This is a genomic window from Paenibacillus sp. FSL P4-0081, from assembly GCF_000758565.1.
In the GTDB taxonomy this organism is placed as follows: domain Bacteria; phylum Bacillota; class Bacilli; order Paenibacillales; family Paenibacillaceae; genus Paenibacillus_AQ; species Paenibacillus_AQ phytohabitans.
The window spans coordinates 2,067,749-2,091,880 of sequence record NZ_CP009280.1; the positions used below are offsets into that span (position 1 = coordinate 2,067,749).

Consider the following 24,132-nt stretch of genomic DNA (forward strand, 5'->3'; position numbering starts at 1 on the left):
TTATCGTCGTATAAAGCCTTAATCCGGGGCATATTAAGTTATCCAACTATCGGCTGAGAGGTGACTGGGATTGAAGGAGATCTGGCAAATATACAAGAGGGATTGGCTGAGGCTGTTCAGGATACCTGTGGCCATGCTGCTGATTGCAGCGCTTGTTGTGCTGCCCTCAGTCTATGACTGGGTGAATGTGGCGGCCGTATGGGACCCGTACAGCAACACCTCCGGGATCAAAATCGCCGTAGCCAGTCTGGATGAAGGTGCGGCCGTGCAGGGTACAAGCTTCAATATCGGTGCGGAGGTACTGGAAAGCCTGCGGAGCAATAAGTCACTCGGCTGGAGGTTTACAGATGCGGAGGCTGCGGTGGACGGGGTGCGGCGGGGGGATTACTATGCGAGCATTGTGATTCCGGCGGACTTCTCTGAGCGGATGACCGGAATTCTTGAAGGTAAGCTGGAGAAGCCGGAGATTGAATATACCGTTAATGAAAAAATTAATGCGATTGCTCCAAAAATTACAGCCAAGGGTGCTTCCACGATCACCACGCAGATCACCGAGCACTTCACGGAAACGATCAGCAGTACGGTTCTGACCGCCCTGCGCGGGGTAGATGAGGAATTCCAGTCCGAGCTGCCCGCTATCCGCAGAGTGGAGGCCGGGCTGTTCAAGCTGGAGGCGGAGCTGCCGGAGATTGAGCAAGCCGGCAGGCTGGTACTGAAGCTGCAGCAGGATTGGCCGGAGATCTCCTCTTCTGCGGAGCGGATTGCCGGACTGGCCTCCAGGCTCCCCGAGATAGAGCAGGCGGGAAAAGCCGTGGAGCAGATCGACGAATATTGGCCGCAGATTACGGCTGCCGCAGGACATCTGGAGGAGCTGCAGGAGAAGCTGCCCCGGTTTGAGCGTGCTGCCCTGCTGGTATCCGAGCTGGATTCGAACTTCAGCAAGGTGGATGGTGTGCTGGACCGGGCAGAGGCCCGGTTGGAAGAGGCCGCAGCCGCAGTGGACACTGCGGCCAAGGTTCTGCCGCAGGCTGACCGGATCACCGCTGCCGGCAGCAGCTTCGGGCTTGCGCTGCAGCAGTTCCTGGCCGGGAACGGCACAGCCTTTGCGGCTGTCCCCGGGGCCCTGCAGCAGAACTTGTATCTGCTGCAGCAGGCCGGGGAAGCGGCCGTGCAGTTGACCGCGCAGCTGCGGCAAGATGCCGCGCAGCCAAGCGAAGCGCTGCAGCAAGACGGCGCGCAGCCAAGCGAAGCGCTGCGGCAAGATGCCGCGCAGCCAAGCGAGGCGCTGCACCAGAGTGCGGTGCAGCAGGAGCCCGCGCAGCGCTCTGCTGCGCGGCAGCTGCAGCTTGCCTCGGCCCGGCTGGCCGCGGCAAGCGAAGGGCTCGCCCACACAGCGCAGCTGCTGGGCGCCCTGAACACACTTGCGCCCGGGACCGCGGGCGCAAGTGATCTCCGCGCCGTCGAAGCGGCGCGGAAGCCCTATGCCGCCGCAGCTGCGCAGGCGGCGGCACTGGCACAGGCTGCGCAGGCAGGCGCGCAGCCCACGGAGGCTGAGCTGGACCAGCTCAGCCTAGCGGCAGGGCAGGCGGGAGCTGCCCTGGAGGGGGTCATCCCGCGGTACAACGCGGGAATTCTGCCCGCAGCGGAGCAGGTGCTGCAGCAGCTGACTGCGGATGCGGGGAATGCTGCGGCAGCGCTGCAGCATATTCCGCAGCGGCTGGCCGCGCTGGACACCATACTGGAGGAGGCGGGGACCGCCATCCAGTATGGACAATCCGGCCTGGCAGCCCTGCGGCAGGATTTGCCGGCCATCCGCGAAGAGGTGCATAACGCAGCGGGGGGCATGACAGAAAAGATGGCGGCATTCAGCAATCTGGTCACTAACGTACTTCCGCGTATTAAGGAAGGACTGCCGGGGGCCGGGGCGCAGATTCACGAAGCGGCCGAATTTGCCAGAACCGGACTGCCTGCGGCGGAGGTGAGGTTCCGCAAGGCAGCGGATTTCATTACTGCCGGATTGCCGCGGGCAGACCAGGGAGTGGAACGTGCGGCGGAGCTGGTGCGCAGCGACTTGCCTGCGCTGATGGCATCGGTCCGCAAAGCGGCAGCAACACTCCGCGATATCAAGGAGGAGGTTGATCTGGAGGAGATTGCCCAGCTGCTGGGCGGCGATATCCAGAGCCAGAGTGATTTCCTGGCGAATCCGGTTGTACTGAAGCAGCAGACGTTATATCCGATTCCCAACTATGGATCGGCCATGACGCCTTTTTATGTCGTGCTGTCCCTATGGGTAGGCGGTACCCTGCTGATCTCGCTGCTGCGCACGGCTGTAGATACCGGCGGAATCCGCTACCTTGGGTATCAGCTCTATTTCGGACGCCTGCTGACCTTTCTTACAGTCGGTATTCTTCAGGCGCTGGTGGCAGTGCTGGGCAATATCTTCCTGCTAGGCTGTTATGTTGCTGATCCGGTATGGTTTGTCCTGTTTGCCGTACTGATCAGCGTGGTATTCGTGACGATTGTCTTCACGCTGGTCTCGGTGTTCGGCAGTATCGGCAAAGGGATTGCCATCGTATTTATGGTGCTGCAGTTCTCCAGCTCCGGCGGCACCTTTCCTATTAGTACCACCGGACACTTCTTTCAGGTACTGAATCCGTTTATGCCCTTTACCTATGCGATCAGCCTGCTGCGTGAAGCTGTAGGCGGTCTGCTGCCGGAGGTAGCGATCCGTGATGCGCTGCTGCTGGTCTTGTTCGGCGTGCTTGCGCTGCTGCTGGGTCTTACGCTGCAAAAGCCGCTGCAGGGCTTCATCCGCAAAGCGGCCGCGCAGGCAGAAGAGTCGAAGCTGATTTCGTAGATAAAATGGGGATATATAACATTTATTCCGTCTTTGTCAACCTATTTTGAACCGTTCAAACCGGATTGACCTGTATAATTGGGGGACTTATTATATAGGAATATCTGGATTAATATTCGAATATATGGTTTTTTGAGGGGCGGTATTGGTTTGCATCATAAGACTACAATTCAAGCGGAACTGGCCGCTTTCCTAAGAAATGAAGGAATGACGATTAATCAATTCGCAGGGGTATCCGGCGTTAACTCCGGAACACTGAGCAGTATTATTAACGGCAACCGTCCCATTGCCATGCAGCAGCTGGACCGGATTACCTCCGGGATGGGGCTGGCTGAAGGGGCGTTTTACGAACTCTATATAGATGAATGTGTCATTCATTCCACTCCCGACTGGCGGCGTCTGGGCCCATTCCTCCACCGCTGCGCGGAGCTGAACAAACTGGAGTGTATCCGGCAGGTCGTCCTTATTATAATGGACAATATTACATATGCCCCTGTGCTGTTTGATACAGCGGAGCAATTCTACGGGCAAGGCAACTATCAGGCGGCGGCTCTGCTCTATGAGGGCGTTGCCGATAGTGAGAAATACCAGCATTCGGAGCGTCTGGCCTTATGCCAGTACCGGCTGTTCACCATTAGGGTCGGCCAGGACCGGGAGGCGGATTTCCGTGCAGCCACGCGGTTCGAATATTTCGTGGAGCGGCTGGATGAGAGCGATCAATTAGGCGCTTTGCAGCAGCTGGCCGATGTCTATCTGTCATTGCAGTACTGGGATAAGGTATGGCTGCTGGCCGAAGAGCTGTACCGTAAGACAGCGATTCAATATGAGATTAAGCATCACAAAGTCAGAAAGCAGAAAGAGCTGAAGGAACCTCCGAAGCCGTTATGCTTCTATATTTTATACGCCTACTGGTTGCAGTCCGTGGTATGTGACGGGCGGGGCGAATATGAGCGTGCTTTGCATTATGTAACTTTATATTCAGAAATGGACTGGATTGTGGAAGATTCAGAGGAAGTCCGGCAAATTAAAGAGTATTTCAGCAGTCAGGCAATAGTTAATACTTATCTGTTCCGTTTAATGTGCGGAGATTTGGAAGTGCTTCATAACTATGTGGAATATATCGGCACGGGCGGCACCGGCCTGCTCCCCGGAATGCTGAAGGCCGTTCAGGCAGCCAACCGGTTTCACTGGAATGTGGATGAGCTGATCGGGCGATTCCTGCCGCAGGTAGAGCAGGAGTGGTCTGCCCCGGGGCATGGCAAGCCGGGAGCGGACCTGCGGGATAAATACGCGGAATTGCTCTATGAACTGGCGGGATATTACCTGCGTGCCGGAGAACAGGAGCAAGGATTCCGCTACTTATTCCTAAGCCTGGAGGCTTCGGCGGAACTGGGCAGCGAGACCTGTGTGATCCGCTGTGTGCGATTGTTTGAGCAATATCGGCCGCAGGCTTCGGCTGCGCAGCAAGAGGATTATAAGCAGCTGATCAATAAAGTACAGACAGCCCATGCCAGCAGACACCTCGCGCCGGCAGGCAAATTGTAAGAGGAATATTATCCGCTATAGGCTTGCAACTACTTAAAAGCACCGTCCCATTTCGCGGACGGTGCTTTTAAGTGCAGGTATTTGCTGCAAATTGAATTGCAGGGCGGGCTATGCCGTATAAGAACACAATATGACATCTTCTCCTCCCGCAGGTGCTTATCTTGCAGGTGCAAAATCAGCCACCTGCGGTCATTCACACCATCGCCCATCGGGAAAAACACCTTGGTGCTAAGCACATAATCCGACCGTGTATAGGAGCGCAGGGCGGCGCCGACTGCTTTTTCACCTTCACCGCAGTTATAGGCATTAGCTGTATCAAAGAAATTGATACCGCATTCAAAAGCTTTGGCAACACAGGCATTCTGCCGCCTTCTGTTCCGCCGCCGTGCCATAAGTATGCCAGCTGCCCAGGCCGATTTCACTGACTTTAAGTCCTGTATTGCCCAGTTTTCTGTATTTCATCTTCTTCCCATTCCTTTCATAGTTTTTTTGTGCACTTTTTTAGGTTGTCTCTGTGTTTTTTCTGTTATGATGAGGACCAGTCCAGTTGATCGTAACATATCCTCTTAATTAAGAGTAAGAACATAGAGAGTTTCCTATCTAACTTATCCCAATGGCTTATAATGCCGGCTCTGACTGGACAATCGGGCAGTGCAAGATGAACGGTGACAAATAGGAATAACGGGCAAAGTTCATACACTGTGGAAATTAAAAATAAGTAAAATAGTAAATATGGATTTTGGAATGGAGTTCTAGAAAGATGATGGAGAAGATGAATACCCGGAGTCCGGTCATTTGCAATTTAGAGGATGCTGCAGACCGGATGATTGAACTGCTAAGCCAGATTTTTACGTCAAATACGATTATGATTACGATTCACGGTTTAGGCTTGGTTCCCCTGCTGCGGACCTTCAACCGGGAAGCGCCTATCATGAAGGAGGAGGACAATTTCGCCCTTCTTGATCCTATTCGCAGTCTGGTTATTCTTAATGACAATAAGCCGACACTGGTCGCTGACACGCATAATCATCCCGGGTCCACTGCCCTTGAATTTATACATGCACGGGGCATACACTCGTTCATTGGCGTTCCTCTGATCACGGAGCAAGGGGAGTCTGTGGGGACGATCTGTCTGATGGACCCTGCAGCCGGCCTGCATACGAAGGAAGACCTGGATATAATAAGCGCCATGGCCTATTTTTTCACCTATATTATGAATTTGGAACGAAAAGTTGAATTCATAGAACGGCAGAGCCAATCCAAGCTGGACCTGTTTGCCATGCTCAGTCATGAAATCCGCACCCCGATGAACGGCATTATCGGCATGACCGATCTGATGATGACGACTGAAATGGACGAGCAGCAGCAGTATTACATGGAGATCATTGAGTCGAGTAATGCCAAGCTGCTGCAATTTTTGAATGATGTTCTGGATTTCAGCAAGATGGAAGCGGGCAAGCTGGTCATTGAAAAGGAACCGTTTGATATTATTACCGCACTGGAGGAGAGCGTCTATTTGTTCTCCACCAAGGCTTTTGAGAAAAATCTGGAAGTCATTCTGAATGTGGATTCGGAAATTCCCCTGTATGTTCTGGGTGATGCCCCCAAGGTACGCCAGATCATCATGAATATAGTAAGCAACGCCCTGAAGTTCACCCACGCCGGGGAAATCCTTATCGAGCTGAAATCGTTGCCTGTCCGCGGTGAAGAAATAGGGATAAGGATTACGGTGCAGGATTCTGGAATAGGTATTGCGGAAGACAAACTGAAGCTGCTGTTCAACAAATATACCCAGGTTCACCAGAGCAGCGAGCTTCATCATTACGGAGGCACCGGACTGGGACTGGCAATCTGCAGACAACTGGTGGAGCTGATGGGGGGAGAGATCTCCGTTGAGAGCCGGGAAGGGGTAGGGACGAAGCTGGAAGTCACTCTGTATCTCGAAAAATATACAAGCCTGCCCTCGATTCCCTTCGAGAAAGATGTGCTTGACGCAATTAAAATCCTGGTTGTTGATGATAATCAGACCAGTCTGCATGTCATCTCTTCGGTACTAGAGGACTGGAGTGTGGCAGTTACTTCCGCCGAGACTGCCAAGCAGGCAATGGACTTTTTGGCAGCTAACAACGATTATGATCTGATCCTTATGGACAAGGATATTGAGGGCACAGAGGCTACAGAGATTGCCAAGCAAATGCGTCAGCTTGCTCCGGACAGGAAGCTGCCCGTAATTCTGCTTGCTCCCCTGGGAACGAATCTGGACGAGGAGACCAAAGCGCAGTTCGCCTCCATCATTATCAAGCCCATCCGCAAGGTGCATCTGCTCAATAACATATTGGCTTTGCTGAAGCACAGTAAGCCGGAATCCTAATTGCGCATTCTCCTGATATAATTGAATCAAATTATAAGGCGAAAGGTGAGTATACATGTCTATATCCATTTCCGGAGCTAACAAGGTATTTCTGTTTCAAGGGGATTCCATTACAGATGGCAACCGTGACCGGGGCAATGATCTTAACCATATCCTCGGGCACGGCTATGCATACATAGTTGGCAGCAAATTAGGCAATGAGCTGGCGGAGCTGCGGCCGGTATTCCATAACCGCGGGGTGAGCGGAGACCGGATCTCCGATCTGTATGCGCGCTGGAACGAGGATGCGATCTATCTGCAGCCGGATGTGCTCAGTATCCTGGTCGGGGTTAATGATATCTGGAGAACGATGATGGGCGACCCGGGCGGCATCACGGACCGCTTCGAACGCGCTTACCGCCATGTACTGGAAGAGACACGCGAAGTGCTGCCGCAGACCCGGCTTGTACTCTGCGAGCCCTTTCTCCTGAAGGTAGGGGCACCGGCAGAGAATTGGCCGGAATGGCTGAAGATCCTGACTCATTATCAGGAGGTTGTCCGCAGCCTTGCGGAGGAGTTCGAGGCTGTGCATGTACCGCTTCAGGACGTTTTTGAGGCGGCCGCAGCAAGAACGGATGCCGTATACTGGGTCTGGGACGGTGTGCATCCAACGGCGGCCGGGCATGATCTGATCGCTGCAGAGTGGCTGAGAATTGTGGGGCAGAGCGGGATTCTGCAAGGGTAAGCCAGCCCGTTCTCAGCTCCTCTTAGACAAATTCGGGTTACAGCGACAATAGTGACAACAGAAATAAGAGTAGCTCCAGTAAAGGCAAAAGTAAGAGTAAGAGTAAAAGTAAAATAACAGTAAAAGCAAAAGTAAAGTAAAGTAAAAGCAATTGTAGGGTATTTGCAGCAAAGTATACAAATACCGCAGCACTAGAGCCTGTTTGAAGCCGGGATGTTACCGGAATTCAAGCGGGCTTTTTGGTTAGGTTACTGTAGGGAATCATGAGTTTCGCCTGTTGCGGATAAGTTTCATTGGGATGTGGAGCGGATCTGCCAGTCAAAGGGATAAATCCTTCTGAAGCCGCCGAAAGCGGGAGGCAGACGGGAATGAGGGGCATTAGTGCCCCTGAATTCCCGAAAGCGGGTGGCAGGCGGGAATGAGGGGCAAAAGTGCCCCTGAATCTGCCGAAAGTGGGCAGCAGGCGGGAATGAGGGGCAAAAGTGCCCCTGAACCTGCCGAAAGCGGGCGGCAGGCGGGAATGAGGGGCAAAAGTGCCCCTGAATCCGCCGAAAGCGGGCAGCAGGCGGGAATGAGGGGCAAAAGTGCCCCTGAATCCGCCGAAAGCGGGCAGCAGGCGGGAATGAGGGGCAAAAGTGCCCCTGAATCCGCCGAGAGCGGGCGGCAGGCGGGAATGAAGGGAAAAAGTGCCCCTGAATCCGCCTAAAGCGGGCGGCAGGCGGGAATGAAGGGAAAAAGTGCCCCTGAATCTGCCGAAAGTGGGCAGCAGGAGGAAATGAGGGGCAAAAGTACACTTGATTTCACCGGCGGCTGCCCGGAAGTAGTCTGTCTGGAGTGGAGTGGCGTGGCGTGGGTGGCCTTAATCTACTTAAGCTGCACAGGCTCCATCAACTCCATAATTTTATAAGCTCCAGCTCAATTTGCCTTGCGGGTGATTTTTTTTCTTTGCCGGGCAGAAGCTGGCGAAATAAGCTAGTTGCTAGTTACTTGTTACTTGTTACTTGTTACTTGTTACTTGTTACTTGTTGCTTGTTGCTTGTTGCTTGTTGCTTGTTGCTTGCTGGTTATTGGCTACTGGGTGCTGGATGTTGCTTGCTGGTTGTTGGCTGTTGGTTGCTGATAGTTGGCTGCTGATTGTTGGCCGTTGCTTGTTGCTTGCTGGTTATTGGCTGCTGGTTGCTGGCTGGCTGCTGTTTGCTGTTTGCTATTTGCTGGCTGTTGCTTGCTGGTTGTTGGCTGTTGGTTGTTGGTTGCTGGAGCAGGTAAGCGTACCGTCAGCAGATGAAGCGGACTGAAAAGACCCTATTTTCCGGAAAACCCCTTTTCTGAGGTTTAAGCGGACTGAGAATCAGCTATTTTGTTCATTTGGGCATGAATTGGGCGGCGGGCCCATTAATGGAATCTGAGTCCGCTTAGCCAGCAAATCTGCCAGATTTGGGCAAATAGCGGATTTTCAGTCCGTTTGATTAGTTGGTTGTCCGGGCAGATGGGCTTTGATAAGCTCCGCCAAGCACTTGCAGAGAACATGCGGAAGTGCTAACATGCAAATCCGCTTCAGCCATAAAACCTCATACATTAGGGTGCCAACTCGACTTTATTTTTCAGAAAGAGGCTGCCTGCCGAAAGGAGAGGGAGAAATCCCTCTGAATCCGGCTGGGACGGGGAACTGGTGGAATGGGCGGGAACAATTCCCTCGAATCGGGTTGGAGCGGAGGAAATCCCCTCGAATCAGATTGGAGCGGGGAAATTGGTTCCCCTCCCCTTGTACATACGGTAAATCCATGCTCCGCATACGGTGATTTCACTGTATCTTAAGCCGCTTATTGCCCGGCCCCGGGTCCGGGTGACATAATCGAAGAGCAGGCATGTACAGAGGAAGGCGTGAAGAACTTGGACTATTTCCGGAAGCAATCGTTCCGCAGTAAATTAAAAACCGCATTCCTGGCTGTGATTCTCCTCTCTGTGCTGATGACCGGTGGACTGTCCTATTCCATCTCGGCGGCGATCCTGGAGAAGAATGCGCTGAAGCTCACCCAGGATACCGTCGTCAAATCGGCACAGATCATCGACGAGAAGCTGAACAAGCTGACACTGATTATGATGACCTTTATGATCAGCCAGCCTTTTCACGATATGATGAGGGATGTCGTCTCCGGGGACACAGGCAGATATTATACCCATCTGAATGATCTTGATAACGTTTTCTCGCAGGCGCGGATTGCCGAGCCGCTGATTCAGTCCATCTATGTGTCCACGCCGATCGGGGAGTTCTACCCGTCGTCGATGAACCGCAACCGGCTGACGGAATTCAAGGATACGTTTCTATATGAGCGCATTGAACAGGAGAAGAAGAACCTGTGGATCGAGGGCCATGAGGATATGCTGTTCTCCGGCAAGGACCGGGTGATCTCACTGATTCTGGAGCCCATATTCGATACTCCGGTCAGTGGTGTCTATATCGTAGTCAATATCCGCGAAGACGGCTTCCGCAAGCTGGTAAGCGGAGGTACCGGGGGCGGGGCGCGCAGCTTCCTGCTGAACGCTTCAGGTGAGCCTGTGTATTCTGTGAAGGACCCGCTGGTCCGGCAGGCGGTGGAGGGCGGTCATCTGACCGGTAGGATCAGCAGCAGCCGGGATCTCAGCAATACGTTTAAGCTAGGCGGTGAATCCTATCTGCTGAACTATGCTCATCTGGGCATCGCAGATTGGACGATGACCACAATCCAGTCCAAAGCCAGCGTGCTGAAGGATATGATCTATGTCAAGTGGATGCTTGTGGTGGTGGCCCTCGCCGCCTTTACAGTCACAATGATGGTATCCGGCGCATTTACCCGTTATCTGCTGAGGCCGCTGCAGGGGCTGATGAAGGTGATGAAAAAGGTGGAAAGCAACGATCTGACCGCCCGGTTCGAGAGCAGCAGCGGGGATGAGCTGGCTCAGGTCGGTATCCGGTTCAACCGGATGCTTGAGCAGATTGTGGTGCTGATCGGTGAAGTCACCGAGGCAGAGACGAATAAACGCTCGGCGGAGATCAAGGCGCTGTCGGCGCAGATGGACCCCCACTTCCTGTACAACACGCTGAATACGATCTACTGGAAGCTGAATCTGAAGCAGGTGGAGCAGTCGCAGCGAATGGTAGTGTCACTGTCCCGGCTGTTTCAGCTGGGGCTGAATAAGGGGCAGGAAATCACCACGCTGTCCAAGGAGCTGGAGCATGTCCGCCAGTATCTGGAGCTGCAGTGCAGCTGCTATGAAGGGTTGTTCCGTTATGAAATCCACGTAGAGGATGAAGCGCTGAATACACTCCCTATTCCGCGCATTCTGCTGCAGCCGCTGGTGGAGAACAGCATCCTGCATGGTTTCTGCGATCTGGAGAGCGGCGGAGTGATTGATATAGAGATATTGGATGAGGGAGAACGCTGGTGCCTTACTGTCCGCGACAATGGAGCAGGCATGGAGGAGGATCAGGTCCGTGCGCTGTTCTGGCGGGAATCCGATAAGGGGTATGCCGTGTCCAATCTGATCCGCAGGCTGCAGCTGTATTACGGGGACGGTGCGGTGTTCCGGGTGGACAGCGGGCCAGGCAGGGGAACGGCGGTCATCATTTCTTTACCCAAGAGAGAGGAGCATCAGGATGGACGATAATGGTGTGATCAGCTTGTGCATTATAGACGATATCAAAAGCGTAGTCGCAGGACTCACCTGCATGAATTGGGCGCAGCAGGGTATCCGGGTGACGGGTACGGCAGCCAACGGGGAGGATGGGCTGGACATGATCTCGGAGCTGCGCCCGGATCTTGTCATTACGGATATACGGATGCCGAGGATGGATGGACTGTCCATGCTGCGGGCCGTGCTGGAACGCCACCGGGACTGTAAGGTGATTCTGATCAGCGGCTATGCCGATTTTGAATATGCGCAGCAGGCTGTCCAGCTTGGTGCTTTTGACTTCGTCGTCAAGCCGTTTACGGAAGAGGATATTATGACGGCGGTGCTGCGGGCGAAGGCGGAGATTATGGAAGAACGGTCGAAGCTGCTTACCCTGCGGGAGATGGAAAAAAGATTGCGGGAGAGTCTGCCGGTACTGCGGCAGGAATATTTCGCCCTGCTGGTCAGCCACCGTACAGCCTGGGAGCAGGCGGCGGCCCGCTGGGAATTCCTGAATATCGATCTGAACCCGCAGGGGTTTGTGGTAATGCTGCTTGAGATCGATCACTTTCAGGAGCGGGCAGCCGAGCTGTCCATCCGCGAGGTGGAGCTGATCCGCTTCTCGCTGCTCAATATCACGCAGGAGACGATTGCCGAATATGCGCGCTGCGTAGTCTTCCGCGCCAGACATAACCGCTATCTGGCGGTTATGAATGATTGCAGCGCGGTCAGTGCAGTGGAGATTGCGGAACGCTGCTGCCGGAATATTGAACGCTACACCAAGTTCACCGTATCGGTCGGGGTCGGAGGCAGGGTGGAGGAGACGAGTGAGCTGCCTGATTCCTATCTGCAGGCCAATCGGGCGCTGGCCTATCATCTGTTCACAGAAGGCAATGCAGCCATCCGCTATGACGATATTCTCCCGGCCGGCAGCCAGGAGCCGCTGTCCCTGGAATACAAGGACGAGCTGCTGCTGGCGCTGCGCTCCGGCAATGCCGGCAAGGCAGAGGCTATTCTGGAGGATATCTCGACAAGCCTCCAGAGTCTGGTCTCCCGGCAGAATCCGGACTATCTGCTCAGCCTGTACGATGAGCTGGCTGCCTCGGCGATCCGGAGCTTCTATGAGCTGATTCCTTATGCGGATATCCAGCCGCTGATCCAGAGGTTCAGGGCTGTTCAGGGAACAGCCGGACTGCCGCTGGCTTCACTCCAGCGGCAGCTGCTGGAGTTATGCGTGGAAGGGGCCGCACTGGTGCGCAAGAACAGCCTGTCCGAGGGGCAGAAGGTCATCTATGCCTCACTCGATTATATTCAGAGCCATCTCTCTGAGGATATAACGGTAGGGGATTGCGCCGCTCACGTCCATCTCAGCGCGAGCTACTACTCCAGTCTTTTTAAGAAGGTGACCGGTATGACGGTCACCCAGTATGTGACCATGGAGAAGATCCAGAAGGCCAAAGCGCTGCTGGTAGAAGGGATGCCGGTGCAGGAGGTCGCCCTTGCAGCAGGTTACGAGGAGCGGCGGTATTTCAGCGAAATGTTCAAGAAGATCACCGGGCAGACACCTTCGGAATTCAGGGCAGGCTATCATCCTGACCGTCCGGAGGAGAAACCTTACCGATGACGAAGCCAGATCCGCATCGTTCCGGCGTCATTTATGCTAATTATTTCGCACACACGAAGCCCCACTCCGTTAAGTACGAAGAGGGGCTGACCTACTATCTGTTCCGGTTTCAGGCGGAAGGTACCTGCCGGGCGCTGGTGGCGGGCAATTACGAGACCATCATCCCCGGAGACCTGCTCATTTATCCTCCCGGTCAGCCCTACGGACTAAACGTTCAGCCCCGAAACCTAACAGCATCGGGTGAGACTCAGCCTGCTTCGGACTATTTCCTGGCCGGCAAGGGGGAGTGGCTGGACTCGTGGTGGGCTAACACAAGCCTGCCCGTAAAAACGAATATCGGTTTTGACGATACGGTGCTTACGCTATGGAAGCATATCATCAGCGAGAAGAGAAAAATGATGCAAAACCTGGACGAGATCATGGACTATCTTCTGAGAACGTTTTGCCTGACCCTGGAGCATGTGATTGGGGTCAGTCCGCGCACCAAGGGAGCGGATACCGCGTACAAGCTTAAGTTATTCATAGACAACCATGCCCATGAACCGCTTAGCCTGGAGCAGATATCGGCCTCGGCCGGGTTAAGTGTGTCCCGCTGCTCCTATCTGTTCAAGGCTGCTTTTGGCCAATCCATGTTCGCCTACTGTATCAGCGTCAGACTGAAGCTTGCGCAGCAGCAGGTGCTGTACAGTGGTCTGACGCTTGAACAGATTGCCGACAAAACGGGCTTCCAGAGCTATGCCCATTTCTGCCGGATGTTTCGGGGACACTTTGAACATTCTCCGGGAGAATACCGGCGCAAATTCGGGTTCCGGTTCCATCCGGATGGATGCACAGATTAGACGTCTGTATACAAAACCTGATTTTCTTGAAGCAGGATGGAATGCAGCTTCTCCACCTCTACATTCTGAACAATCCCGTCCGCATCAAGCGCCAGCGCGGCAGCCGCAGCAGCCGATTGCCCCAGGATCATGAAGACCGGCTCCATACGGATCGAGCCGTAGGCTGCATGGGTAGCAGATACACATACCGGTACGATCAGATTGGTGCATTCCGTCCGTTTCGGCACAACCGCCCGGTAGCTGATCGGGTAAGGGGCAGCCAGCCTCACATAGAATCCGCCCTCTGTGCTTACATGACCGTCTTCGTTCACATAGTATTGGGTGTGGTGCGAGTCCATGGCGAAGGAGCCCATTCCGATGGAATCCGGCACCGGGTTGTCCAGTCTGACATCATGCTCTGTAACCACATAATCGCCGATCATTCTGCGGGATTCCCTGATATATAATTGGGGCGTCCAGTGGCCGCTGTCCGTGAATTCATCAAGCGGCAGCCCCCACGGCTTGTAGACCGCCCGGATGTCCTCCGGCACCCGCGGATGATTCTGCAGAGTCCAGACATAACCTTGCTGATAGATGCGGTGGGCCTCCCATATTGCTTCTCTTGCCGGATAATCCGCCTCCGCATAGCAATGGTTCATTCCATTGTAATCCGTTGAAATGCCGCTATTGTTATTGGAGTCCGTCTTCTCTGCAGTAACCCGGTTTAATTTGAAGAAACGGGAGCGCTGTCCCTGCTCAATGGCCCGGAACAGAATTTCATAATCGGGCTCGTTATACCCCTCAGGCTTTCCAATCTCCAGGCGGTTGCCGGGATTGTCCGTCAGGCACATGCGGAAGTTATATGCCTGAAGCTTGTTGTCACCGTCACCGATGCCGCCGCCGCGGGTAGCATTGACACGCGGAAGCAAGCCGCTCGCGGGTACTCCTTTAATGATATAGGGATCAATACCGGCTGGAAGCTCGTTTAGCTCGTCGCCGGGCTGAATACCGTTTAGTGTCTCTCCGTAAGCTGAATTCGGCTCCCGGCCGACAGTATAGGATACACCCGATTTGCCCATCAGATCGCCTTCATACGTAGCGTCAATAAACATCCTGCCCCTATAGGTGTTCCCCGATTCCATGCGTATAGAAGTGATTGTCGTGCCTTGTCTGGTCACCCCTTCCTGAAGCTCAAGCCTATCACCGCAGACAACTTCGATATTGTGTTCGGCCACCATGTCCTGCAGTACTTCGAGCGCCACTTTGGGTTCGAACAGCCAGCGTGCCCCGTCCTGATTATATTTCCGGGCTATCCGCCGGTAGAATTCCAGGGCCAGGCCGCCGACCGCCTGCTTCATTCCCACATCCGTATCTCCCAGACCTCCGCTGGTCAAGCCCCCAATACGCTGTCCCTGCTCGATTACCACCACGGTTTTGCCCATGTTTGCGGCTTGGACAGCAGCTGTAATCCCTGCAGCGGTTCCGCCGTAAATGACAATATCATACACTTGTTCCCGGTTCATAGTATGCCTCCTAATGCCTGATTTCACCTGCAGAAATTATCATAACCGCTGGCCGGCCAGGCGGGAATGATGGATCTTCCTTTTTGATTTGACGGATCTTACTGTTTTCATCCGGAAGCTGTTTTTAGAGCAAAAGGCTTTTGAAATCAGGGGTTTCGTATGATAAGGTGATTCCTGAAAAACGGGAAACGCCCTTATCCTATGATGTATAACAGGAGGAACTATGAAACTATGAAACCGAAGAAACCGAAATTCCGCTATTTGGACAAACCGGCGCTTGAGCCTGTACCAGGCTGTGACTGGGCGGATAAAATGGTGTTGAATCCGGCTATTATTCAAGACCCTGATTCTGATGAAATCCATATGCTATTCCGGGCCACCGGACCATGGACGCACAAAAGAAGAGAGGGCTGTCATGATCCGTATCCGATTTTTCTGGGTTATGCGTGCAGCAGGGATGCGGGAGAAACCTGGGAGGCAGACTTCTCTAGACCCGCTCTGGCGCCCGCACTGGGATATGAGGAGCACGAGCTGTACATCACGGATATTTACGGAAATGAAGTGCGGAATTATGCCAATGGCTGTGTGGAGGACCCGCGTATCTTTTATGTCGAAGAGGAGTTATACGTCACGGTGGCCTGCCGGCCGTTTCCCCCTGGCCCCTATTGGCTCAGCAGCCAGCAGCCTCCGGTGCAGACGCGGTTTGAATATGTTCCCGATTGGATTTTTAACGGAGATGAGGCAGACCCGTTCATTCAATCGGCCCGGGCCAATGACACCGTCAGTGTGCTCTACAAGCTTAATCTGGATAAGCTGAAGCAGGGTGAATATGAAAGCGCTTTTCAGTATGTAGGTCCGCTCACTGAGGGACAGGTCAGCGATAACCGCGACGTGTTTTTGTTTCCCCGGAAAATGAAGATTGCCGGTAAAATGCAATATCTTATGCTGCACCGGCCGATGAATGTCCTCCCCTTTGAAGGGGGAGAGAAGGCGGGTAAGCCATCGATTTATATGGCAGCAGCGGAATCCATAGCGGATTTGGCCTCGCCCAAAGCGGTGCACAGACTGCTGGCTTATCCGGTCTTTGATTGGGAGGAGAACCGGGTAGGCGCCAGCTGGCCGCCGATAGCCTTGGGGAATAGAGAGTGGCTGGTACCCTATCACGCGAAGAAAAATGTACAGTTCGGGTACACGCAATCCTTCATGATCCTCAGGGAGCAGGATAATGATTTCCCGGCTGTTATTCACCGGTGCTCCGACCGTCTGATGTATGCCGAGCGGGATTGGGAAATGCCGGAGGATTACCCGACACCTTGCCTGTTTACGACCGGAGGCATTGTCTTGGGCGAAGAATTAATCATGTCTTATGGCGCGGCAGATCAGAAGGCGGGGATATCGTGGGTTAATTTTGCAGAATTGCTGGCGTATATCCGGAAATACGATGAGAACGGGAACCTGACCGGATAAGGAAGCTTCAGCAGCTAAGAACCATGGATTTCTGTCCCTAGAGAGTGAGACTGCCGCACTCCTTTTGCGGGGGAGGGGGCTTATAATGAGAACGAGCTCACAATACAAATGTTAATCAAAGGGGTAGAACGTATGCAGAAAAAATGGTTGGGTCTCAGCTTGAGCCTTATGCTGGCGGCAGGAATCGCAGGCTGCGGCGGCGGGAACAGCAACAAGGGTGCGGCAACTGAAGCACCTGAAGCGGGTACGGCAGTTCCCGCAGCAACGGCTGCTGCTGGCGGCAATACTGCCGCAAGCGAGCCTGTACAGCTTAAATACTGGACGGACGACCGTCATGACCAGGAATATATCAAAGAGCTGATCAACAAGTTCAATGAGACGAACGGCGAGAATATCCAGGTGGAGCTGACGGTGATGTCCGAGAACTACGCGCAGAGCGTCGATATCGCTTTTACCAGCAATCAGGCACCGGATCTGCTCCGTCTGAAGAGCGGCAATACAGCCGAATTTGTCAAAAAAGGATATCTGGCACCGATTGACGGTTATCTTACCGATGACATCAAAACGAAATTCGGCAGCGTAATCATCGACAATGTTAACCGTTTTGACGGCAAGGTGTACTCATTAGCTAATACCGGCCTCACCTTGCGCCTGATCTATAACAAGGACCTTTTTGCTAAAGCGGGTATTGACAATCCTCCGGTATCGCTGCAGGAAATGGTCGATGATGCCAAGAAGATTACCGAGCAGGGCAAAGGAGAAGGTGTGTATGGCTTCGCGCTGAATTTCAAAAGTCCGAAATCGGCTTTTGACCGTTCGATCCGGGAGATTCTGTCCTTGAGCGGCTATCAGGGACTCGGCTTTGACCTGAAGACAGGGCAGTTTGATTTCGCACCTTACTCGCAGACCATCGAGTACTTCAAGCAGATGTATGAAGACGGCAGCATTCTGCCAGGTGCAGAGACACTGGACATCGACCCGCTGCGCGCCCAGTTTGCGGCAGGCAAAATCGGGATGTACCTCTCCTTCTCGACAGAGCCGGGCGTGTATCAGGACCAGTTCCCGACTGAAATCAACTGGGCAGGTGCCCTGGCTCCAACACTGGATGGACAGATTAAAGGAACCTCTGAAATCGTGTCCGCCGGTACCTGGCTCGGCATCAGTGCCAAATCAGCGCATCAGGAGGCGGCCTGGAAATTCATGCAATACATGTACGGTGACGATATTCTGAAGACGTATCATGAGAAGGGCTTCGGGATTGCCGTAGTGCCAACCATTGTGGAACAGGCCAAAAACCCTGAAATTAACGGCATGGAAGGCTTCCTGGTCGGCGAGCATGACTCTCTCTGGCCCGCAGTGCCAAGTGTTACTCCTGAGGGCTCTACCTATGCGGATGCTTTCTTCAAATATATCCTTGCAGGCGGAGACGCCAAGGCCATTACTGAAGATTTGAACACAAGATACAATGCCGCCTTGACCAAAGCGGCAGAGAAGGGCGAGGTTACCGTTACGCCGGACCCTGCCTTTGATCCGCTGAAACCGCAGGGAGAATAACAGGTTAGGAAGGGGCTTGTACGGGATTCCCGGCGCAGCCCCTTTGCTTTCCCCGAAGGAGGACCACATATGATTTACAAATGGAGAAGGCTTGGGGAGAACTCCCTGTTCCTTGCGCCAAGCATTATTCTGACGATTACTCTTGGCATCTATCCGCTGTTCTGGATGCTGCGCTATATGTTCTATGATTATGCCGGATATGGCGAGGCACTGTTCATCGGGCTGGACAATTTCCGCCGGCTGCTGCGGGACGCCCTGTTCTGGGAATCGGTCCGCAATACCTTTGTCTTTGCCGGAGGCAAGCTGCTGCTGACCCTGCCGCTGTCCCTGCTGCTGGCGGTTATTTTGAATGGCAAACTGCGCGGGTCTAATCTGCTCAGGGGCATCTATTTCATGCCGACCGTGATCAGTACGGCAGTGATCTCCGTTGTTTTTTATAACATCTTCAATTCATATAACGGGATGGTTAACACGGTTCTGATGAAGCTGCACCTGGTCTCACAGCCGATTGACTGGCTTGGTCCGAAGCATGCGATGCTGACGGTTATCATCGTGGCGGTCTGGGGTGCGGTCGGCAACTATATGCTGCTCTTTCTCGCCGGGCTACAGAGTATTCCGCAGGATCTGTACGAGAGCGCGGCCATTGACGGGGCGAACGCCGGAAGACGCTTCTGGAATATTACGCTTCCGATGCTGGCTCCGGTTGCCCAGATGGTCATTATGCTGGCGATTATCGCTTCCCTGAAGGGCTATGAGAGCATCATGGTCATTACAGAAGGCGGACCGATCGGCAAAACCGAGGTCATGTATCTCTATCTCTACAAGCTGTTGTTCCCTGTATCCACCGGTTCGCCGGTAGCGCAGCAGCTGGGCTACGGCAGTGCCGTGGGCTTCGCCTCCGCCGTTATTGTCGGAGCGGTTACCGGACTGTATTTCTTCTTCAGCCGCAAAATGAACAAGGTGTATTAGGAGGTTGATTCAAATGAATGAACATGTGATATCCAAGCAGCCGGCCGGGCTGAAGCAGTCCGTCCCCCGGGAGCCCGGCGGCCATGCCGGAAGAATAGCGGTCCGGACGGTGATGTGGCTGTTCCTGCTGGCAACAGCGCTCCTGACCCTGTTTCCGCTGCTGATGACGCTGGCAGGCTCGCTGAAGACAGGGGCAGAAATGATGACCGGCGGCAGCCTGCTTCCGGCGAAGCTGCAATTCGCCAACTATGCGGAAGCCTGGAAACAGGCCAACTTCGCCCGCTATACCTGGAACAGTGCTTTTATGAGTGTAATGGTTACGGTGGGGACGCTGCTGGTAGCCTCAATGGCCGCCTATGTGGTGGACCGGCGTGAGTTCCCCGGCAAACGGATATATGTCACGGTGCAGGCGTCCATGATGTTCATCTCGGTTGGTGCGATTGTGCTGCGCCCGCAGTTCGATCTGATGGTTGCGCTGCATTTGAATACGACGCTGTGGGGAGTCATACTGATTCTGGTCAGTGCCCATTCCAGTACCTTCTTCATGCTGCAGGGCTTCTTCAAAGCGATTCCGAGAGAGCTGGATGAGGCTGCCATGGTCGACGGCTCCGGCTTCATCCGCACCTTCTTCCGCATCATTCTGCCGCTGCTGACTCCCGGCCTTGGTGTAGCCGGATTATTCGCTTTCCGCCATTCCTGGAACGAATACATCCTGCCGCTGGTATTCACGATGACCAATCCGAAGCTGCAGACGCTGACTGTCGGGCTGGCGAATCTCCGCTACGGCTCCTCGGCCGCGATGCAGATCCATCTGATGATGGCCGGGGCCTGCCTGTCCATTCTGCCGATGCTGCTGGCATATATTCTGGCGAACAAGACATTCATTCAGGTTACGGCCGGTTCGGTGAAAGGGTAGCTATAATCTTGTATGTGCAAAGGAGAATCTTCCATAATGAACGATCTGACGATAGGAACACTTACCTCAAGTCCGGTGATGGTCCGGCATCCGCTTAACCCCATTCTGAAGCCTGCGGATGTCCCGTACGGGCCGGCCATGGTATTTAACGCAGGAGTGACGAAATTCAAGGGCAGATATGTAATGGTATTCCGCAATGACTACGGGGATCAGAGCAAGGGGATCGTCGCTCCCCACCATACAACGAATCTGGGACTCGCCTTCAGCGACGACGGAGTAAGCTGGGAGGTGCAGCCGGAGCCGTGCTGGTCCTGGCATGATGAGGAAGTGGTCCGGGTGTATGATCCGCGCCTGACCGTGATTGGCGAACGCTGCTATCTGTGCTTCGCGGTCGATACGCTTCACGGCCTGCGCGGCGGGATCGCCGTGACGGACGATTTCCGCTCCTTCGAGGTGCTGAGCCTGTCGCTGCCGGATAACCGCAATATGGTGCTGTTCCCGGAGAAGATCGGCGGCAAATATGTCAGGCTTGAGCGTCCGCTGCCGGTCTACAGCCGGGGAGGACTGGACCGCTTTGACATGTGGATGAGTGATTCCCCGGACCTGAAGTATTGGGGGAGTCACAAGCTGCTGCTGGCTGTCGAGAATGTGGCGTATGCCAATGACAAGGTGGGTCCCGGCGCCCCTCCCCTTAAGACGGACAAGGGCTGGCTGACGACATTCCATGCCGTGGATCTTGACCGCAGCCGGGGCAAGAACGGCTGGGAAGACAGCTGGAAGAAGCGCTATACCGCCGGGATTATGCTGCTTGATCTTGAAGATCCGGGCCGGATCATCGGCCGGGCGGCAGCGCCGCTGCTGGCACCGGAGGCGCTGTATGAGACCTCGGGCGGGTTCCGCAACGATGTGATTTTTCCCGGCGGGATGATCCTGGAGGATTCCGGGGAGGTCAAAATTTATTACGGTGCTGCGGATACGGTGGAATGCCTGGCGACTGCGCATGTAGATGACCTGCTCCGGCTGTGTCTGGAGAAGGGGACTGAATAACTAAACCGGCCTTACAAGGAGGACGATTATGAATCAGGAACATATGAATTACGGAGATATGAATTACGGACAGATTACCCTGCCATCTGCAGCTGTGCCGGTCTCCCGCGAGGTAGATGTGCTGGTGATCGGCGGCGGGGCGGCGGGCATTGCTGCCGCTATCTCCGCTGCCGAAGGCGGTGCAAGCACCATGATCGTGGAGCAGCGGGGTTATTTTGGCGGCATGGGGACTGTAGCGCTTGTACCTGCCTTCTGTCCCTACACGGACAAGGTCAAGCCGATTATCCGCGGCCTCGGCCTGAAGCTGATGGAGCGGATGAAGCAGGCCTGCGCGCCTGGCTATCAGGAGGAATACCGCGAAATGCTGGACTGGGTGCCGATTGATCCTGAGGTACTTAAGCGCGTCTATGACGATGCCATTCTTGAGAGCGGTGTGACGCCGCTGTTCCATACCTTTGTCTACGATGTTGTGCTGTCCCCGGATGGACAGAGTATCGAGGGCGTGATTATTGTCAATAAATCGGGTCGGTCTTTCATCCGCTGCCGGTATATTATCGACTGCACGGGTGACGGGGATATCGCTGCCCTGTCGGGCGTTCCGTTCCAGAAAGGCGGCGGGGAAGGGGAGCTTCAGCCGGGCAGCATGTGTTATCTGCTGGCGAATGTGGACCGCAAGGAGTTCAGCCGGTTCCTGGAAGAAACGGGGGATACGGGGCAGCTGCACCGGACGGTTGAGCAGGCTATGGCTGAAGGGGCACTGCCGGAAGGCCGCAAGTCCATTTCCGGCCTGGCCTGGGTGAGTGATTATCTGGTCGGGGTCAACTTCGGCCATGTGTTCGGGGTAGACGGAACGAAGGCCGAGGAGCTTACGCGCGGAGCCATCGAAGGCCGCCGGACCGTGCTGCGGCAACTGGAATTCTTCCGCAAGTATGTGCCGGGCTTCGGGGCGGCACATCTGGTGGCGAGCGGTGAGCAGCTTGGCATCCGGGAGACGCGGCGGATTCAGGGCGATTACATGCTGACCGTAGACGACTTCATTGCGGCGCGTTCCTTCCCGGATGATATTGCCCGCAATGCCTATTACATTGATATCCACCTGGCTACCAGCAAGAGTGATATGACCTTCAATCATCTGCCGCCGGGCGTCTCCCACGGCGTGCCTTACAGGGTCATGCTTCCCGTAGGCATCCGCAATCTGTGGGTGGCCGGACGCTCCGTGTCCTCGGACCGGGCGGTTCAAGGCTCCCTGCGGGTGATGCCGAACTGCTTCTCGATGGGCCAGGCCTGCGGAACGGCAGCATCGCTGGCGCTCCGGGATGGCGCGGATTCCCGCAGCATCTCGATCCCTGAGCTTCAGCAGCGTCTGCTGGATCAGGATGTATGGCTCGGGGAGGGATTCGTTCCGGGCACCGGTGCGGCGGACAGCAGGGAAGCGGGGGAAGGGCATTGAAGAACCTTCCTCTGACGGATGAGTGGTTCCACGGCGCAGTTTCACTGGAGCACCGGGAGGAGGGGATCAAGCCCTGGCGTATTCCTTACCGGGATTATGAGTTGTATCCGCCGGACGGGATCGATGGCAAGGCGGAAATCTGCTCCGGTATCCGGCTGCGGCTGGCCACCGGCTCCAAGGCACTGGCCTTGTCGTTCAGTCCGCTTGCGGAGGCTGCCGCACTGGACTGTCTTATTGGCGGCGTGCTGTTCCAGAAGCTCCGGCTTGCTGCGGGCGGCACGGAAGCCTTATTCACCGGGCTTCCGCCCGGTATGAAGGAGCTGGAAGTCTATCTGCCGCAGAATACCGGCATTACACTGAGCGGCTTGCGGATCGAAGATGAGGCGGCTGCTGAACCGCTGCCGGATCACCGGCCAAGGTGGATCACCTATGGAAGCTCCATCACCCAGTGTGTGGCAGCATCCAGCCCTTCGCGCACCTGGCCGGTCATTGCCGCCGGGGAGTGCGGCTATCATCTGACCAATCTCGGCTTCTCCGGCAACTGCCTGATGGAGCCGATGGCGGGCCGGCTGATCCGGGATTTGCCGGCTGAACTGATTACCTTGTGCGTAGGAGTCAATATATATGGTGCAGCAGCCTCCAGCCCGCGGATGTTCAAGCCGCTGCTGATCGGCATGCTCGAGACGATCCGTGAGAAGCACAAGGAGACGCCACTGGCCGTCATCTCTCCGATCTACGGGACGGAGCGGGAGACTGAGGAGAACAAGCTCGGCTTCACCCTGCCGCTCATGCGGCGGCAAATCGTAGAGACAGTGAAGCTGCTGCAGGAGCGGGGAGACCGCCATCTGCATTACCTGGATGGCCTGGAATGGTTCGGCCCGGAAGATGGGGAGCTGCTCACGGATGGCCTGCATCCGGGAGCCGAAGGCTACGAGCTGCTGGGAAGCCGTTTCGGCAGCAGGCTGGCGGCAGCGCTTCAGGTGGGGCGGGTGTAGCCAGGCGATGGAGCGCCTGAGCGGATTCATTGGGCGAGTATAACAGCAGGTGAAAGACAACTATAAAAGGCAGCAGCCTTCCCGGTTAAGGGATGGCTGCTGCCTTTCCTGTTGTATAGGAAATTCTGATATATGTCAGTTGTGGACAAATAAGTCCCTTGGAATTAGGAGCAGATCCGTAATCCCATTGAATCTCCTGGTAAGCGGGCCAAAGGTTGGCTAATGTACGCGAAAAATCGAACACAATGTGCTACTGTGAAGGTAACCGGAGCAAATGTATGCGAAAAACCGAACACAATGTGCTATGCGAAGGTAATCAGGCCTAATGTATGCGAAAAATCGAATACAATGAGCTACTGTGAAGGTAACCGGGTCCAATGTATGCGAAAAACCGAACACAATGTGCTATCGCGAAGGTAATCAGGCCTAATGTATGCGAAAAACCGAACACAATGAGCTATCGCGAAGGTAACCGGACCAAATGTATGCGAAAAACCGAACGCAATGAGCTATCGCGAAGGTAACTGGACCAAATGTATGCGAAAAGTCGAATAGATTTTGTCCTTGTTAAGGCAATTGCATCATTTGTCGCTTGAACAATTGCTGATCACTCACACCTGCCAA

18 protein-coding genes and 1 pseudogene are annotated in these 24,132 nt (G+C 54.7%); 17 read left to right on the forward strand and 2 right to left on the reverse strand.

What is annotated here, in order from left to right; genetic code table 11:
* The first annotated feature begins 70 nt into the window (after positions 1 to 70).
* Both P40081_RS08860 and P40081_RS08865 read left to right on the forward strand, forming a co-directional pair.
* Positions 71 to 2,857 (forward strand): YhgE/Pip domain-containing protein, encoded by a 2,787-nt coding sequence (locus tag P40081_RS08860; protein ID WP_042134851.1) that lies wholly within the window; start codon positions 71 to 73, stop codon positions 2,855 to 2,857.
* Between the two features lie 207 nt (positions 2,858 to 3,064).
* On the forward strand, positions 3,065 to 4,402 hold the full coding sequence (locus P40081_RS08865) for a hypothetical protein (RefSeq protein ID WP_042140876.1): 1,338 nt from the start codon (positions 3,065 to 3,067) through the stop codon (positions 4,400 to 4,402).
* 140 nt (positions 4,403 to 4,542) lie between these two features.
* Here the strand turns inward: P40081_RS08865 and P40081_RS08870 are convergent.
* Positions 4,543 to 4,864, reverse strand: a pseudogene (locus P40081_RS08870) (aldo/keto reductase); the annotation flags it as partial.
* Positions 4,865 to 5,162: 298 nt separating this feature from the next.
* On the opposite strand from P40081_RS08870, the gene P40081_RS08875 reads away from it, so the two are divergent.
* The 8 genes from P40081_RS08875 (at position 5,163) to P40081_RS08905 (ending at position 13,608) form a co-directional block, all read left to right on the forward strand.
* On the forward strand, positions 5,163 to 6,773 hold the full coding sequence (locus tag P40081_RS08875) for a GAF domain-containing hybrid sensor histidine kinase/response regulator (protein WP_042134855.1): 1,611 nt from the start codon (positions 5,163 to 5,165) through the stop codon (positions 6,771 to 6,773).
* A 55-nt stretch (positions 6,774 to 6,828) separates the two neighbouring features.
* On the forward strand, positions 6,829 to 7,497 hold the full coding sequence (locus P40081_RS08880; protein WP_042134857.1) for an SGNH/GDSL hydrolase family protein: 669 nt from the start codon (positions 6,829 to 6,831) through the stop codon (positions 7,495 to 7,497).
* A gap of 418 nt (positions 7,498 to 7,915) precedes the next feature.
* Complete coding sequence (locus P40081_RS08885; RefSeq protein ID WP_042134859.1) at positions 7,916 to 8,203, forward strand: hypothetical protein; 288 nt, start codon at positions 7,916 to 7,918, stop codon at positions 8,201 to 8,203.
* A gap of 18 nt (positions 8,204 to 8,221) precedes the next feature.
* Positions 8,222 to 8,404: a hypothetical protein gene (locus P40081_RS38330; protein ID WP_042134861.1), complete on the forward strand. Its 183-nt coding sequence runs from the start codon at positions 8,222 to 8,224 to the stop codon at positions 8,402 to 8,404.
* A gap of 178 nt (positions 8,405 to 8,582) precedes the next feature.
* Positions 8,583 to 8,792 carry a hypothetical protein gene (locus tag P40081_RS38945; RefSeq protein ID WP_197074342.1) on the forward strand — a complete coding sequence of 70 codons (210 nt, stop codon included), beginning with the start codon at positions 8,583 to 8,585 and terminating at the stop codon, positions 8,790 to 8,792.
* 595 nt (positions 8,793 to 9,387) lie between these two features.
* Complete coding sequence (locus tag P40081_RS08895) at positions 9,388 to 11,142, forward strand: cache domain-containing sensor histidine kinase (protein WP_042134863.1); 1,755 nt, start codon at positions 9,388 to 9,390, stop codon at positions 11,140 to 11,142.
* On the forward strand, positions 11,132 to 12,769 hold the full coding sequence (locus tag P40081_RS08900) for a response regulator (protein WP_042134864.1): 1,638 nt from the start codon (positions 11,132 to 11,134) through the stop codon (positions 12,767 to 12,769). The genes P40081_RS08895 and P40081_RS08900 overlap by 11 nt, the downstream gene beginning before the upstream one ends.
* Complete coding sequence (locus tag P40081_RS08905) at positions 12,766 to 13,608, forward strand: AraC family transcriptional regulator (protein ID WP_042134866.1); 843 nt, start codon at positions 12,766 to 12,768, stop codon at positions 13,606 to 13,608. Before P40081_RS08900 ends, P40081_RS08905 begins: the two co-directional genes overlap by 4 nt.
* On the opposite strand, the gene P40081_RS08910 is transcribed toward P40081_RS08905, so the two are convergent.
* The gene (locus tag P40081_RS08910; protein WP_042134868.1) at positions 13,605 to 15,110 is read right to left on the reverse strand and encodes an FAD-dependent oxidoreductase; all 1,506 of its coding nucleotides are present in this window, start codon (positions 15,108 to 15,110) and stop codon (positions 13,605 to 13,607) included. The two genes, P40081_RS08905 and P40081_RS08910, sit on opposite strands and share 4 nt — an antisense overlap.
* Before the next feature lie 231 nt (positions 15,111 to 15,341).
* Here P40081_RS08910 and P40081_RS08915 point away from each other — a divergent pair, with 231 nt between their 5' ends.
* The 7 genes from P40081_RS08915 (at position 15,342) to P40081_RS08945 (ending at position 23,508) form a co-directional block, all read left to right on the forward strand.
* Positions 15,342 to 16,577, forward strand: a complete 1,236-nt coding sequence (locus P40081_RS08915) for a glycoside hydrolase family 130 protein (RefSeq protein WP_042134869.1) — start codon at positions 15,342 to 15,344, stop codon at positions 16,575 to 16,577.
* 132 nt (positions 16,578 to 16,709) lie between these two features.
* A complete protein-coding gene (locus P40081_RS08920) occupies positions 16,710 to 18,131 on the forward strand; it encodes an ABC transporter substrate-binding protein (protein ID WP_042140877.1) in 1,422 nt (473 codons plus the stop codon).
* 69 nt (positions 18,132 to 18,200) lie between these two features.
* A complete protein-coding gene (locus tag P40081_RS08925) occupies positions 18,201 to 19,100 on the forward strand; it encodes a carbohydrate ABC transporter permease (protein WP_042134871.1) in 900 nt (299 codons plus the stop codon).
* 13 nt (positions 19,101 to 19,113) lie between these two features.
* Positions 19,114 to 20,016, forward strand: a complete 903-nt coding sequence (locus tag P40081_RS08930) for a carbohydrate ABC transporter permease (protein ID WP_042134873.1) — start codon at positions 19,114 to 19,116, stop codon at positions 20,014 to 20,016.
* 36 nt (positions 20,017 to 20,052) lie between these two features.
* The gene (locus tag P40081_RS08935) at positions 20,053 to 21,063 is read left to right on the forward strand and encodes a glycoside hydrolase family 130 protein (protein WP_081969888.1); all 1,011 of its coding nucleotides are present in this window, start codon (positions 20,053 to 20,055) and stop codon (positions 21,061 to 21,063) included.
* A 28-nt stretch (positions 21,064 to 21,091) separates the two neighbouring features.
* Positions 21,092 to 22,513 (forward strand): FAD-dependent oxidoreductase, encoded by a 1,422-nt coding sequence (locus P40081_RS08940; protein WP_371916257.1) that lies wholly within the window; start codon positions 21,092 to 21,094, stop codon positions 22,511 to 22,513.
* Entirely contained in the window at positions 22,510 to 23,508 is a 999-nt protein-coding gene (locus P40081_RS08945; protein ID WP_042134877.1) for an SGNH/GDSL hydrolase family protein, read from the forward strand. The genes P40081_RS08940 and P40081_RS08945 overlap by 4 nt, the downstream gene beginning before the upstream one ends.
* The last annotated feature ends 624 nt before the right edge of the window (positions 23,509 to 24,132 follow it).

Bases quoted from the DNA above. Each gene is read 5' to 3' on its own strand.
- P40081_RS38945 (WP_197074342.1), top strand. From the start codon at position 8,583: ATGTTGCTTGCTGGTTGTTGGCTGTTGGTTGCTGATAGTTGGCTGCTG.
- P40081_RS08885 (WP_042134859.1), top strand. From the start codon at position 7,916: ATGAGGGGCAAAAGTGCCCCTGAATCTGCCGAAAGTGGGCAGCAGGCG.
- P40081_RS08875 (WP_042134855.1), top strand. From the start codon at position 5,163: ATGATGGAGAAGATGAATACCCGGAGTCCGGTCATTTGCAATTTAGAG.
- P40081_RS08900 (WP_042134864.1), top strand. From the start codon at position 11,132: ATGGACGATAATGGTGTGATCAGCTTGTGCATTATAGACGATATCAAA.
- P40081_RS08905 (WP_042134866.1), top strand. From the start codon at position 12,766: ATGACGAAGCCAGATCCGCATCGTTCCGGCGTCATTTATGCTAATTAT.
- P40081_RS08915 (WP_042134869.1), top strand. From the start codon at position 15,342: ATGAAACCGAAGAAACCGAAATTCCGCTATTTGGACAAACCGGCGCTT.
- P40081_RS08925 (WP_042134871.1), top strand. From the start codon at position 18,201: ATGATTTACAAATGGAGAAGGCTTGGGGAGAACTCCCTGTTCCTTGCG.
- P40081_RS08920 (WP_042140877.1), top strand. From the start codon at position 16,710: ATGCAGAAAAAATGGTTGGGTCTCAGCTTGAGCCTTATGCTGGCGGCA.
- P40081_RS08930 (WP_042134873.1), top strand. From the start codon at position 19,114: ATGAATGAACATGTGATATCCAAGCAGCCGGCCGGGCTGAAGCAGTCC.
- P40081_RS08940 (WP_371916257.1), top strand. From the start codon at position 21,092: ATGAATCAGGAACATATGAATTACGGAGATATGAATTACGGACAGATT.
- P40081_RS38330 (WP_042134861.1), top strand. From the start codon at position 8,222: ATGAAGGGAAAAAGTGCCCCTGAATCTGCCGAAAGTGGGCAGCAGGAG.
- P40081_RS08935 (WP_081969888.1), top strand. From the start codon at position 20,053: ATGAACGATCTGACGATAGGAACACTTACCTCAAGTCCGGTGATGGTC.
- P40081_RS08865 (WP_042140876.1), top strand. From the start codon at position 3,065: ATGACGATTAATCAATTCGCAGGGGTATCCGGCGTTAACTCCGGAACA.
- P40081_RS08910 (WP_042134868.1), bottom strand. From the start codon at position 15,110: ATGAACCGGGAACAAGTGTATGATATTGTCATTTACGGCGGAACCGCT.
- P40081_RS08880 (WP_042134857.1), top strand. From the start codon at position 6,829: ATGTCTATATCCATTTCCGGAGCTAACAAGGTATTTCTGTTTCAAGGG.